This window comes from Bacillus sp. 3255 (genome assembly GCF_031456485.1).
Taxonomy (GTDB): domain Bacteria; phylum Bacillota; class Bacilli; order Paenibacillales; family NBRC-103111; genus Paenibacillus_E.
On record NZ_JAVDUS010000013.1, the window covers coordinates 118,964 to 132,541 of the forward strand.

Here is a 13,578-nt window from a genome sequence, read left to right on the forward strand (position 1 = left end):
TGTTTTTTGCTTTAATACCGGTTGTCGTATTGCTTCTGAACAATGACACGAACGGAGTCGGAGACACTAGGGTCATCCTTATACCGCAAGGTTACGGAAATGTCTCCGACCTTCGTTCCAGTTACAACCCCGTTGTTGATGGTAACGACGTTATCATCGTACACCCACTCCAGGCGGTCTTTCAATTCCTCTCGCCATTTGACCGGGAGTACGGTCGTTTCGGACCATAAATCATAGCTGTTTTTGCTCGTGTTCAACACTAATCGAATCGGCCCTTCCGGAAGATCGATCCGGGTCAGATTTTGTGTGATCTTGATGTCTCTCGTGTCATCGATGCCGCCTACCAGCACCCTGACCTTGATTGTGCCTTTCTCGGTGCCTGTAAGCGTTACATCCTGGCTGTTCGGGCTGTTCAAAGAGGCATTCCCGGTTTCTTCAATGATAAACCATTGGAACCCGGAATGAACGGCGTCCGGCCGCTGGATGACGGCTCTCAGGTCAATAGAAGCCCCTTTGTCGACGGTAATGACGGCGTTCGGATCCGATTCGTTAGGATCGTCTTTCTTGACGATCGTGACGGCTTTGACCGGGTTATCTACGGTGATCGTAAAATCCTTGGTATAAGACACACCACGATAAACGACCGTTACTTTCCCATTCACCGTACCGGCTGACTTGCCCTCCATGTTTCTCTCCAGCTGCTTCTCCCCGGAGAAACGGACGAAATTCTCATTGGTGTCGTCTCTTTCCCATTTGACGGATGTAATCTCGTCGTGCAAGAAATTGTTGCTTACAACAAGCTGAGAAGGGACATCTCCCACATGAATCGTGATCGGGCTGTTGATGGTAATCGCCGGTTGGATAACCTGAATGTGCAGTTCATCCGTTAAGCTGCTGCCGTCTAATGCCCTTACCGTAATCGTCGCTTCGCCTTCGGCTTTGGCATGAAGTGCCGCATAGCCTTCCAGAGCGCCGCTGTTCACGCCTGAACTCGTAACTTCGATGACGTTAGCATTCGACGACTTCCATTCGAACGAAGGGTTCGTCACGTAACCAGGCGTATACTTGGCATGGAGGGTAGGCGCATCGCCAATCTCCAGGGTCGTCTCGCCCTCCAGATCCAGGGAAGTGAGGAGGGAGATTACGTTAACGACATGAGTTTGCGTATAAGTCTTAGGCTTATCGGTCTTTATCGTAAGCGTTACGGTAACCTGACCGGGACGAATACCTGTCAAACTGGCTATCGGTGTATCGGTTGCCCCGAATGCTGCGATGTTATTGTCGGATGAGCTCCACGCAATGGAGGTAATGGTTTCATCCGGCGTTTTGACCAGAACCGATTTCAGTTCGATGGGTTGATTGACGCTCGCGACATTCAGCCCGGTAATGTTCAAGCCCGGCATAATCACCGTGATCTTGGCCGTGTCTTGTACGCCGCTTCCGTCCTTGGCTACCGCTTGAATGTTCGCGACGCCAGCGGCTTTGGCCGTCACGACCCCTGTTGCATCGACGGTCGCAATCGCCTCTGCGTCGGAGGACCACGTGTAATCCGTGTCGCGGGCATAAGAAGCGTCAGCCGGCCCGAATTTCGGAATAAGCTTGGTCGTATCGCCAAGAGCGATGATTTTGTCATCCAACTGCAAGGAAGTTAGTCTGGTATAAGCTGTTATCAATCGATTCGTGAATAATACGGATTGATCGTTCGTTGTGCTGTAATCTTTGAATGTCAGTGTCGCGTCGGACAAGGCATAATCGCCGTTAGCTGCCGGTTTGACCGTAATGGCAAATGTCTTACTGTCGGCAATGTATTGATTGCCCGATCTTCTGAAAGGGATGTCCTCAATGCTGCCATCGATCGTATAGCCTGTTTGCAAGGTCCCGGATTTCGTGAAGCCTTGAGGCAATGTGACGACCTCCAGGTTCGCCGGCAGCGTTTCTTTATAATGAATCCGTTTCACCGTTAAATCATCGACATTAATCTCCGGGTTGTAATTCATGGCGATCGGTTTGATCTCATAGCTGATCGTTACATTCGTATTTTTCTCGACGCGGTCGCTCGAAACGGTTCTTACAGGTTCCAATCCGGTTGGAACAATGACTTTCACAGCAACCTGCTTCGTTTCCAGTGCGCCGCTTTTATCGGCTGTCGTGACGATGATGGTCAGATCGCCGCCTCTTCCGGAGAGCGGATTCGGGAAGGAACGAGTCACCGTCTCGCCTTTCGGCTTCTCCAGATTGGAGAGCACAGTATCCGTTTGTTCCGTATTGTTCGCATTCTTGTATGCGAATTTGATGGATGATACGGTCGTTTTGTCAGTCAAATCCAGATCGTCGGCCCTGAAGCTGACCGAAATATCGCTTTTGGCTGAAATGTAGTTCTTCGCACTGCTCGAGAACGGAGCGGGTGTCAAAATGTCCAGCGTCGGCTTATGATTGGAACCGATGAACGCCCGGTACATCGTGTTGACGAAAAGCTGCTGCTCCCAATCCGGGAAGGAGCTGTTCTTGGTCGTATTGACGAAGTTATGGCCTGTACCGGAGTAGGTCACATTGCCTTTGGAATAGGTGTAGTAATGGTTCCAGCTGTCTTCAACATCCCGCGGACTGCCATTGATGTTGTACCATGGGATGACCTTCGGATCGTTCAGATCAAGCCGGAAATACTGATCATGTGTTGTAGCGACAGCTGTCGGCCGTTCGCTGATGAAGAAAGGGAATTCCGTCAGCAAGCCTTCGTTGACTTTTACGGTGGACGTTGACGTGTTCGGTGCATTGAGCCCCATATTCGTCTTCGGCCCGATTTGTCCCGTGTCTGCCTGGAAATTCGTAATCCACGTCTGGTTACCTTGATATACGGTATCATGGGTGAACATGACCCCTTGTCCCGTAGCGATATAAGATTTGACGGCAGCTGCGGCCGTTTCCGAAATGTTGGCTGTGCCGTTATAAGAATCGTTGAAACCGAAAATGATCATGTCATATTTACTATTTAAAGTGCTGTATTCCGTGGAATTGAAAGTATTGAAATCAATGACCGAGATTTTAATCTCATAATCTTCGGACTTCAAGTAATTTTGTTTGAGGTTGGCGTCCAACAGCAAGCTGCTCGTTTTGGCAGACGATTGCGAGTTTGGAATGACCTGCAGCACATGGATCGTCGGCGGCTGATCCTGATAGCGGAAAACGCCTGCCGCATAATCCTTGAGCATGCCGGTGGTTGTCTGGTCTACAAGTTCAAGACGCCAGTAATAAAGTCCGGAGTACCCTTTCGGCAATGTAAAGCTGATCGTATTGTTCGATAAGGATGTGACCGGAACCGACTGCACTAAATGGTTGGCATCGAATTTCAGCACACTGTCGAGCCCGAGATATAGATTAGCAACCAGGTTGCGCTGGTTCAGATTGCGAACATTCGAAACATCGAATGTATACGTGAGTGTGTCGCCTGGGCGATATTTCGTGCTGCGGTTTGCAGACAACGTGTAGTCGGCCGGTTGGCTAGTAACGTTAATGCGGGGGCGCACATTCGCATACGCAAACAGATTTGTTTTCTGAATAAAAGCAGCAAAAGAGTCGATTTCACTATTATTTACAAAAATCACATTGCTTTTTGGTGTCGTTTTGTACCGGTTAAACAGGTTGTATAGATTGCCTTTTTTTTGAGTCCATCTGTCGCTATTATAGCTGTCCAAAAACCCCTGATAAATGGCGCCGCGTTTCGCTGCGTCATCACTATAGACGATAACCGGCAGACCTTTATTTATGTACTTCTCCGTAATTTCCGTCGCTTTCAGGCTTGTCATATCATTTTCCAAGAAGCGGGTATCATGGTTGCTGCCTGTCTCGGAAGTGGGATTAAACAAGCTTTTGCCGAAGTAGACTGCGTCATATTTGCCATCGAGCTCTTCGCGCAGCGCGACAAACTTCTTGATGCTCATGGTTTCCAAGCTAATCGCCTGATTCGAACCGAATAGTTTGGATAAATCGGAGACGACAGACCACTCATTGGCCGACTTTTCGAGATCTTTAATCTCAAGAATTTTGATCGGCTTCGTGAAATCGTTCAGAATAAACTTCTCATGGTCGCCATAGATGCTCGCGCTTGTCGTTTTGAGCGGCTTCTGGGTATCTTCCACATACACATATTTGTTATGCGTTCGGGACTTCAACGAGATCGTGCCGTCGCTATTGTAAATTAAATCATAAAATTCGGCCGAACCGATTGTGCCGGCATTAGGTACGATTGCGCTATCGTCGCTGCCTCCCGAGTTGACATATTTCCCGTTCGAGAGCGCTTCGATCGCGTAACTGCCATTGCTTTGCTCGATGAGCTGAAAGAGTTCGCTGGACCCCGGCGTCTCGCTATTCGCTTTCAAAGCTCCATTATCGCTGTTTCCGGCAGGTGAGACGTATTGCTGCGTATACTTGGATTTCAACGCGATGGTCATCGAGTCGCCGGCGGCGGCTAAAACCGGTTTCGCCGGACTGCCTGCCAAAGAGCAGACGGACACTAGCAGTGTGGTGATCAGGGTTATACTGATCTTTTTTTGTATGGCGGATAACATAAGTCCCTCCTCCTTTATAGTAAATACACAAGCCTATCATATGAGACTATTGTACTACCTTTGTACCTATGAAATATACAGTTTGCGTCCATTATAACGTAAATATTTTAAGAAAGATTAAGGAATCTTGACGAAAAATACATAATTTTTCATGATTTTTTTGAGAGGACTTTATGGACGGTGAACAGAATTTGTAGACTAGTGAACATTTGTTTTATGAAACGACAATATTCGATAAGATCATATACTAAAGTGCTGCCTATTGTTGTATAATGTTTTTTGTCTTCGTTGAAATTAGGTATTTGGTCCTACATTTTTTCCTTAAAATGGGTTTGGAGTTGATCTGGCATGGCTCTGGTTAGAAAAAGATTGGGAGACTTATTGGTAGAAAGCGGGATTATTTCCGACGCTCAACTGCAGGAAGCTCTCAAAGAACAAGGTAAGACTAAACAGAAGCTGGGGGACCTGCTGATTACGCAAGGTTATATTACGGAGCAGCAATTAATTGAGGTTCTTGAATTTCAACTCGGCATTCCTCACGTCAGTTTATTCAAATATCAAATAGATCCGGAAATTACGAAAATCATTCCGGAAAGCATGGCGAGGCGCTATCAAGCCATTCCGCTTCATAAAGAAGGCGGCAAGCTGATGGTGGCCATGGCCGATCCTCTGGACTATTTCGCTATAGAAGAAATGCGCATGAGCACCGGCTACCGCATCGAGCCGGCGATTACGAGCAGGGATGAATTACAGCGGGCCATTGCCCGTCATTATGGACTTCAGGATTCCATGAGCCAAATGATGACGGATATGCCTACAACAGAAGATATTAAGGAAACGGAAATTACGGATGAGGATTCTCCGATCGTGCGGCTCGTCAATCAGATGATTCAGCAAGCCGTTCAATTGAAAGTCTCCGATATTCACGTCGACCCCGGTGAGACGAATCTAGTCATTCGATACCGGGTGGATGGGCATTTACGAACGGAGCGGATGATTCCGAAGCAAATGCAGGGCTTCATAACGGCGCGGTTGAAAATTATGGCCAAGCTGAACATCGCCGAGCGCAGGCTGCCGCAGGACGGCCGGATCAAAATGCAGGTGGACTACAAACACGTCGACATTCGGGTCTCATCGCTGCCGACCATTCACGGGGAGAAGATCGTACTGCGGCTGCTCGATTTATCAACAGGCGTTAAGCCGATCGAGCAGCTCGGGTTCGGAGAACGCAATATGCGCGCATTCCGCGAGATGATCGAGCAGCCTTACGGCATTCTGCTCATCACCGGACCGACCGGAAGCGGGAAGACGACTACGCTGTATTCCGCTCTCAGCCATTTGAACCAGGAAAATGCCAACATTATTACGATTGAGGATCCGGTCGAGTACCAGTTGGAAGGGATCAATCAAGTGCATGTGAATCCTACGATCGGGCTTACCTTTGCTGCCGGCCTTCGTTCCATTCTGAGGCAGGATCCGAATATCGTGATGGTCGGCGAGATCCGGGACTCGGAAACGGCTGAGATTGCAATTCGCGCTTCATTGACAGGTCATCTCGTTCTTTCGACCTTACATACCAACGATTCCGTTAGCACGATCACGCGGTTTCGGGACATGGGCGTAGAGCCGTACTTGATCGCTTCGTCTTTGATTGGTGTCGTTGCCCAGCGCTTGGTGCGCCGAATATGCCACGAGTGCAAAGTTGCGTACACGCCTACAGAGCAGGAACAGATCTTCATGTGTAACAGAGGCATCCATGTCGATAAGCTGCATAAAGGACAGGGCTGCGGCAACTGCAACCGAACAGGGTACCGCGGTAGATTGGCTATTCACGAAGTTCTGGCGGTGAACGATGCCATGCGCCAACTCATCAGCAATAAGGCATCCGTACAAGAGATGAGAGCGGCGGCTGTGCAGGATGGACTCATTCAACTGATGGATGATGGCGTTCAGAAAGTAAAGCAAGGCATCACATCCTTGCAAGAAGTCATTAGAGAAACAGTTGCTTACTAAATGGGAAGGAGGAAGGGAAATGTCAAATTCGTTAGATCGGATCGTCAATTTGCTGCGAACGGCCCATGAATCGAAGGCGTCCGACTTACATCTATCCGTAGGTTCGCCGCCTGTTCTTCGCGTACACGGAACACTGCAGCCTGTCGGGAGTGAGCTCCTTCAAGCGGAAGACACCCGAGCCATGGCGGAAGCTTTGCTTAGCCCGGAACAAATCGAACGATTCCAGCAAGCCGGTGAATTGGACTTTTCATATGAGCTGGAGGGCTGTTCGCGATATCGGATTAACGCGTACCGCCAAAGAGGCCGTGTGAGTGTAGCGATCCGTACGATCCCAACCAAGATTCCGTCGCTGGAACTGCTTGGGCTGCCGAATGTAATCCGTTCGTTAGCGTTGAAGCCGCAAGGACTCGTGCTTGTAACCGGACCTACGGGCAGCGGTAAATCTTCTACGCTAGCGGCTATGATCGATTACATCAACCGCAAAGAGAAGAAACATATCGTTACGCTCGAAGATCCTATCGAATTCCTGCATACGCATGCTTCCTCCATTATCGATCAGCGGGAAGTCGGCAGCGATACGAAGTCATTCTCGAACGGTTTGAGAGCCGCGCTGCGTCAAGACCCGGATGTGATCCTGGTCGGTGAGATGCGGGACCTGGAAACGATCTCCGCGGCTGTGACCGCTGCCGAAACCGGTCACTTGGTCTTTGCGACCTTGCATACGACGGATGCGCCGCAGACGATTGACCGTATCATCGATGCGTTCCCGGCACATCAGCAGGGCCAAATCCGGGTTCAGTTAGCGGCCGTCTTGGTCGGCGTCATTTCGCAGCGGTTGTTTCCGAAGCCAGGCGGCATAGGGCGGACATGTGCGACAGAAATCATGATTAATACGCCGGCCGTCGGCAACCTGATTCGTTCGGAGAAAATCCACCAGATCAAGAGCATCATGCAAACCGGACGCAGCTTGGGCATGCATACGCTGGACATGTCAATTAAGGAATTGATGCAGCAGGGGCTCATCGATCCAATAGCAGCAAGAGCTTATCTTGCTGAGGGCGGTGTGATGTAATGTCCGAATTTCTGTATGAAGTACGAAGCAGCGGCGGCAAACAGCTCAAGGGGAAAATATCGGCATCGGACAAGTCAACGGCCGTGGAGGAGCTTCGGAGAAAGGGTTATGTCGTTCTTTCGTTAAAAGAAGAGCAGTTCAAAGCGCTGAAAACGGAGATTTACATCGGCAATCCTGTCAAAACGATCCATTTCATCGTGTACTGCCGGCAGTTTGCGACTTTGATCAGGGCCGGTGTGAACATTGTGGAAGCGACTACGATTTTGGCGGCGCAGACCGAGAGCAAGCCGCTGCGGAAGGCGCTTGTGCAGGTGGCTTCAAGTATTTCGAAGGGCGTTTCTTTTTCGAGTTCGATTTCGGAGCATAAGAAGATTTTTCCTTCGATGTTCGTGAACATGGTCCGTGCCGGCGAAGAGACCGGCGACTTGGAAGGGACGTTGGAGCGCCTTGCGAAGTTTTTTGAGAAGGAGCATGTGACGCGTGAAAAAATCAAATCTGCACTTACGTATCCATTTGTTGTTGGTCTACTAGCAGTTGCAGCGGTTGTTTATTTGTTAAAGTCGGTTGTTCCACAATTTGTGCAAATGTTTGATTCCATGCACGCCGAATTACCACTAGTTACCAAGTTTGTGCTGGCACTGAGTAATAGCATACAGAATCAATGGTATTATTGGTTGATCTCGATTACGGGAATTACAGTGATTTATCAAGTTGTTAAGAGATTTGATCAGGGCGCTTATTTCATTGATTATTGCAAACTTAAAGTACCCATTTTCGGAAAATTAAAGCTTAAAGGTTCAGTCGCCCAAATGACAAGAACTCTTTCTTCGCTGTATTCAAGTTCAGTGCCAATCTTACAGTCTCTAGGAATTGTTGAAGAAATCGTCGGTAATAAAGTAATTGGAAGATTTATCAAGAGCTCAGCAGAGTCACTCAGACAAGGAAAGCCTCTGTCAGAGCCCTTAAAACAAGCTTGGGTTTTTCCGCCACTTGTTACTCAAATGATAGCAATTGGTGAAGAGACCGGTTCTCTTGACCAAATGTTAGAAAAGATTGCCGACTTTTACGAAATGGATGTTGAAAACACGGTTGACCGGCTAAAATCATTAATCGAGCCATTATTACTAGTTTTTCTTGCCGGTGTGGTTGGAACGATCGTGGCGGCAATTATGCTGCCGATGTTTACGATGTATTCGAACTTTGGTTAGTTAACTTAGTTGGAAATTGTGACCAATATTTTAGGCTATTTTAGGAGGAATATGATATGAAACTTATGAAATTGAAAAAGCTGTCAAAAGATGAAAAAGGCTTTACACTAATTGAATTGCTTGCAGTAATCGTTATTCTTGCAGTTATTGCGGTAATCGCTGTTCCGTTGATCAGCAACATTATTAATAAATCGAAGCAAGATTCCGACGTAGCTACTGCTAACCAAATTTACCAAGCTGCTAGGATGTATGTGACAGCTGAACAACATTCCGACTATGTAACATATGCAACTGTAAACATTGCGGCTTTGAAAACTGCAAAATATCTTGATACTAATCTATACTTACCAAGCACTAAAGCCGAAATCGATAGTGGAACAGTAACATTTGCTAGTGACGGTACTTTAACAGGTGTAACCCTTATCACCGGTACAAAAGAGTATCCGTACACTGCTGAGAAAGTGTTAAAAAGTTCTGGAGCTGCTTCACCAACTCCAACTCCAACACCAGGTGGCTAATACCCAACCCCCAAAAAGGAATCGGTCCATTCCGATTCCTTTTTTAAAACCAAAGAAAGCGACCCAACCAAATGACAATCCTAATCGGCGTTTATGTGTTCATCATTGGTCTTGTACTCGGATCGTTCTTCAACGTCGTCGCGCTGCGCATACCGGCCAAACAATCGGTCGTCAAACCGCCCTCGGCATGTCCCAGCTGCGGAACACAGCTGAAATCCCGAGATCTGATCCCGGTGATCAGTTATTTTGCAGCCAAAGGGCAGTGCAGATACTGCAGCACCAACGTTTCACCCTTATATCCTTTAGGCGAGCTTGCAACAGGATTATTATTCATGTGGGCTTACGTCCGCTTCGGGTTCACGGCGGAAACCTTAGTCGCACTAACATTAGTCAGTCTTCTCGTCATCATCACCGTTTCCGATTTAACTTCAATGCTGATTCCTAACAAAGTTTTAATGTTTTTCTTTCCGGTCTTAGCCGTTTTACGCATCGTGTTCCCCGGCGAACAGGCTTGGTGGAGTTACGTACTGGGCGCAATTGCAGGCGGCGGAATTGTAATAGTGATTGCCCTTCTTTCACGCGGCGGTATGGGGATGGGAGATGCCAAGCTCCTGGCAGTCTGTGGCGCAGTCCTGGGCTTATCTCATATTTTGATCGCATTCGTTTTAGCATGTATGATCGGCAGTCTCATCGGAGGCTTGCTGCTTCTGTTAAAAATCATCCAGAGAAAACAACCGATACCGTTCGGCCCTTCATTGGCGATGGGCATACTTCTTTCCTATGGATATGGTTCGGATTTGATACAGGCTTACCTAACATTACTCGGATAGCAGGGTGTGATAATTATGTTCGGCTTCGTTTCCAAGCGAATCGGGATTACAGTAGACCAGACAGGGGTCCGTTACGTATCGGTCAAAAAGAAAAAAGCATGGGAAATAGGCGCAAGCGGCTTTCTTCCCATCCCGCCAGGGATCATCGTTGAGGATCAGATCGTCAACAGCGATTCCTTGAGTCTGCAAGTCAAACAATGGGTGAAAGCGGAGAAGCTGAGAGGAGCTTCCGCCACGATCGCCATACCGACCTCGCAGATCATTATTCGTAAAATGCGCATCCCGAGCATCAAGCCTCAGGAGCTACGACAGCTCGTGGAGCTTGAGGTGGAGACGGCGCTTCGTCTGCCATTTGAAGACCCTGTCTACGACTACATTAAGGTAAGCCATGACGATGAAAGCACGCTGGTTCTCGTATTTGCGGCACCGAAGAAGCTGATCATGAGCTATGTCAAAGTGTTCGAAGATGCCGGCGTGCACGTGAAAGCGGGGGAAATCTCAGCGACGGCGTTGGCACGGGCGATTTCGTCCCAGCAGGAGGAGTTTTTTGAAGAATCCATGCTCGTGTCTTTGGATCGGGGTTCGTTGGAAGTGTATATGCTGCAAAACGGAAATCCGATTTTCATGCGCACGATTTCACTTGTAGAACAAGGTACCGCCGAACAGGACGAGCTAACGCCTGACCAAACCGGGGAGATCATCGCGGAAATCTCAAGAATGCTGAGCTTTTACCAGTACAGTATTCAAGAGGGGAACAGCCGTATCGCCCACATTATCGTGACAGGGGCCAACAGCGGCAGGAAGCAGCTTCATGCCGATCTGCAGCAAGCGCTGCCGGAGCTGAAGGTGGAAACCGTCGATTTCGATCAGTATGCTGCCGGCAAAACCAAAGATTTCAGCGCGAATGCTTTTCGAATCGCCATCGGCGTTTCATTGTTCAACAAGCACAAAGCGCAAATCAATCTGCTCCCGCATCGGAAGACCGAGACGAAGATCAAAGTGCTATTGTTTCTACTGGCCATTGTGGCATGGGTGGCTTGCGCGGGCTTAATCGGCTGGACGTATTGGGAGAATCAGCAAACCATCACGCAGAATACGGCGCGACTGGCGGCGCTGAATAAGGAGAAGGCGGCGGCAGAGGCGAAAATAACGGCTAAGCCGGCTTCGCAAGGCGATCCTTCGGCGTTCATCACGTTAACGAGAGCGAATCGTAAGGACGTCATCCAGATGCTGGGGGAAATTAAGAAGCCACTGCCTGTAACCGCCCAAATCAACTCGATCGCTTATGCGGCCGAATCGCAAATAACGTTAACGGTCAATTTCGCCAAAATGGAAGACGCAGCGCACTATTTATTTGACCTTCGCAGATTGACGTTCGGGGAGAATACGCTCATGCAGTCCATCACTGAAACGGCAAGCGGCAGCCCTGGCGGCAATACTGCGGTAACCGTCGATCCGGCGAATCCGGCAGCAGCGAACCCGACACCGGCAGCGAAGCAGTACACGGTGAATTACACGATCTCGTTTAAGAAAGCGGCAGCTGCGAAAGATACAGGCACGAAGACGACAACACAGGCGAAAGAGGAGGAGCTACTCAATGTCCAGCAAAAATAATACGCAGACCCTCCTGTTGTTCCTTGCCGTCATAATGTTTTTGGCGCTATTCGCTTTCTACTATTTCCTGCAGGTTCCTTCAACGGAGAAAGTGCAGTCCCAGCAGAATGAAATCGTCATGGTGGAGAAACAAGTCCAGCTGCTTAACAAAAAGTTGAGCGAAAAGAAGGAAGAGCCCGGCCCATCAATAGAGGAGATTCAAGCGGCTCTGCCATTGTGGGATAATACGGAGCAGCTTACGCTGGATCTCGATAAGATCAAAACGGAAACGAAGGTTACTTTCAACTCCATTGCCTATGCGGTAAGCGATAAAGGCATGCAGACGCAGCAGGGAGACACGGCGAATAAGAGTGCTTTCCCGAATGTAAGGGAAGTGAAAGTAACGACGTCTGTAGGCGGAACTTATCAGGAAGTGACGGACGCCATCACCCAATTGCAGGCGCTGCCGCGTTTGATAAACGTAGAAACAGTGAATTTCGGCACCCTGCCGAAAGATCTGACCCGGAAGCTGACCGTTAATCTGACGTTTACCGCCTATTTCGATCCTTCGTACAAATCCAAAGTAGACAAAGTTGCGCTTCCCTATTGAAAGTAAAAGAACACCTCGATCCTATCATCGGTTAGATGCGGACGAGGTGTTCTTTTGGTTGCGAATTATAGGGATTGGCCGAAAGTACCCTCATAGACAAATTCGCTTACCGGACGTCTCGGGGACGGGACTTCACGCTCTTGGAAGCGCTCGGGCAATGCGTCTACAGGTCCGCGATGGCCGATAGCGATCACGGCATGCGTCTGATAATCGTCCGGAATTTGCAGCGTTTCACGGGCCAGTTGATGATCGAATCCGCCCATGGCATGTGTGATTAAGCCTTGGTTGTTCGCTTCGAGTGCCAAGTATCCCCATGCGGTGCCGGCATCGAAGGCGTGGCTTGGGGAGTCGCCGCCTTTCGGCGTTTTGGTATAAGAGACGAGCAGTGCCAGAACGGGCGCTTTCTCGCACCATTCCAGGTTGGCCGGCACGATGAAACGATGGAACTTGGCGCGCTGCTCTTCCGTACGGGCGACAATGAAATGCCATGGCTGCAAATTGCTGCCGGAGGGTGCCCAGCGTGCCGCTTCAAACAAGCTGAGGAGCACATCTTCGGGAACTTCTTGATTGGTGAAAGAACGCGGAGACCAGCGGGTAAGGAACTGCGGGTTGATTTCGTGGTCCGGCTGGCGATGGGTTTCGACTTCGTTCGGTAAAGAAGCTGTCATTATGAACTCCTCCTTAGGATTGGGTTATTCCTGATTTTACCTGATTTCATCCCAAATTACGAGTTTTAGAAAATCGGCTGGCGCTGTATGGCTTTTCCCAAAAATGGCAAAGCTAAATGTTATGAAATCAATAGAACCGAGACGAGGTGCGAGGAACCGTGAATTTTACGAGTCATGATGTTGTGATCATTGAAAGAGCATTGAGAACGGCGATGAAACATGATAAGGAAGAGCACCGTTCTAGAGATTATCAGGAAGTTTTGGCGAAAATGCAAGAGAGTGCGATACAGGCTTTTCAAGTTCATGCACCGACCGCAACCCTGGATCACGAAGGGATTCGGTATGATTATGACGATTCATCCGATCTAATGTAGACCTATAGGCCGTCCATGCCCCGCGCGATCCGCAATGATCCCTGCCAACAGCCGGGGATAGGCAAATTTATTGAGAAGCCCTGATTCTAGGGGCTTTTTTATTTTTCGCCAGGGGGTTATAATGGGG

Annotated in this window: 10 protein-coding genes; 8 read left to right on the forward strand and 2 right to left on the reverse strand. The window is 48.9% G+C overall.

Going from position 1 to position 13,578, the window contains the following annotated elements; all coding sequences use genetic code 11:
- Window positions 1-11 precede the first annotated feature (11 nt).
- Window positions 12-4,565, reverse strand: a complete 4,554-nt coding sequence (locus J2X61_RS20040) for a DUF5057 domain-containing protein (RefSeq protein WP_310190007.1) — start codon at window positions 4,563-4,565, stop codon at window positions 12-14.
- A 348-nt stretch (window positions 4,566-4,913) separates the two neighbouring features.
- Between J2X61_RS20040 and J2X61_RS20045 the strand changes: the two genes are divergently transcribed.
- The 7 genes from J2X61_RS20045 (at window position 4,914) to J2X61_RS20075 (ending at window position 12,409) form a co-directional block, all read left to right on the forward strand.
- On the forward strand, window positions 4,914-6,578 hold the full coding sequence (locus J2X61_RS20045; RefSeq protein WP_310190008.1) for a GspE/PulE family protein: 1,665 nt from the start codon (window positions 4,914-4,916) through the stop codon (window positions 6,576-6,578).
- Between the two features lie 19 nt (window positions 6,579-6,597).
- Window positions 6,598-7,650 carry a type IV pilus twitching motility protein PilT gene (locus J2X61_RS20050; protein ID WP_310190010.1) on the forward strand — a complete coding sequence of 351 codons (1,053 nt, stop codon included), beginning with the start codon at window positions 6,598-6,600 and terminating at the stop codon, window positions 7,648-7,650.
- Window positions 7,650-8,858 carry a type II secretion system F family protein gene (locus tag J2X61_RS20055; protein WP_310190012.1) on the forward strand — a complete coding sequence of 403 codons (1,209 nt, stop codon included), beginning with the start codon at window positions 7,650-7,652 and terminating at the stop codon, window positions 8,856-8,858. Before J2X61_RS20050 ends, J2X61_RS20055 begins: the two co-directional genes overlap by 1 nt.
- A gap of 56 nt (window positions 8,859-8,914) precedes the next feature.
- Window positions 8,915-9,376: a type II secretion system protein gene (locus J2X61_RS20060; RefSeq protein ID WP_310190014.1), complete on the forward strand. Its 462-nt coding sequence runs from the start codon at window positions 8,915-8,917 to the stop codon at window positions 9,374-9,376.
- Window positions 9,377-9,471: 95 nt separating this feature from the next.
- On the forward strand, window positions 9,472-10,206 hold the full coding sequence (locus J2X61_RS20065) for a prepilin peptidase (RefSeq protein WP_310190016.1): 735 nt from the start codon (window positions 9,472-9,474) through the stop codon (window positions 10,204-10,206).
- A gap of 15 nt (window positions 10,207-10,221) precedes the next feature.
- Window positions 10,222-11,820 (forward strand): pilus assembly protein PilM, encoded by a 1,599-nt coding sequence (pilM, locus tag J2X61_RS20070; RefSeq protein ID WP_310190018.1) that lies wholly within the window; start codon window positions 10,222-10,224, stop codon window positions 11,818-11,820.
- Entirely contained in the window at window positions 11,804-12,409 is a 606-nt protein-coding gene (locus tag J2X61_RS20075; RefSeq protein WP_274468311.1) for a hypothetical protein, read from the forward strand. The genes pilM and J2X61_RS20075 overlap by 17 nt, the downstream gene beginning before the upstream one ends.
- 65 nt (window positions 12,410-12,474) lie before the next feature.
- On the opposite strand, the gene J2X61_RS20080 is transcribed toward J2X61_RS20075, so the two are convergent.
- Complete coding sequence (locus tag J2X61_RS20080; protein WP_274468312.1) at window positions 12,475-13,077, reverse strand: nitroreductase family protein; 603 nt, start codon at window positions 13,075-13,077, stop codon at window positions 12,475-12,477.
- Between the two features lie 158 nt (window positions 13,078-13,235).
- On the opposite strand from J2X61_RS20080, the gene J2X61_RS20085 reads away from it, so the two are divergent.
- Complete coding sequence (locus tag J2X61_RS20085; protein WP_274468313.1) at window positions 13,236-13,451, forward strand: hypothetical protein; 216 nt, start codon at window positions 13,236-13,238, stop codon at window positions 13,449-13,451.
- Window positions 13,452-13,578: the final 127 nt, after the last annotated feature.

What these genes read in the sequence shown, in the direction of transcription:
- J2X61_RS20050 (WP_310190010.1), top strand. Translation starts at nt 6,598, where the DNA reads ATGTCAAATTCGTTAGATCGGATCGTCAATTTGCTGCGAACGGCCCAT.
- J2X61_RS20045 (WP_310190008.1), top strand. Translation starts at nt 4,914, where the DNA reads ATGGCTCTGGTTAGAAAAAGATTGGGAGACTTATTGGTAGAAAGCGGG.
- J2X61_RS20040 (WP_310190007.1), bottom strand. Translation starts at nt 4,565, where the DNA reads ATGTTATCCGCCATACAAAAAAAGATCAGTATAACCCTGATCACCACA.
- J2X61_RS20060 (WP_310190014.1), top strand. Translation starts at nt 8,915, where the DNA reads ATGAAACTTATGAAATTGAAAAAGCTGTCAAAAGATGAAAAAGGCTTT.
- J2X61_RS20080 (WP_274468312.1), bottom strand. Translation starts at nt 13,077, where the DNA reads ATGACAGCTTCTTTACCGAACGAAGTCGAAACCCATCGCCAGCCGGAC.
- pilM (WP_310190018.1), top strand. Translation starts at nt 10,222, where the DNA reads ATGTTCGGCTTCGTTTCCAAGCGAATCGGGATTACAGTAGACCAGACA.
- J2X61_RS20055 (WP_310190012.1), top strand. Translation starts at nt 7,650, where the DNA reads ATGTCCGAATTTCTGTATGAAGTACGAAGCAGCGGCGGCAAACAGCTC.
- J2X61_RS20075 (WP_274468311.1), top strand. Translation starts at nt 11,804, where the DNA reads ATGTCCAGCAAAAATAATACGCAGACCCTCCTGTTGTTCCTTGCCGTC.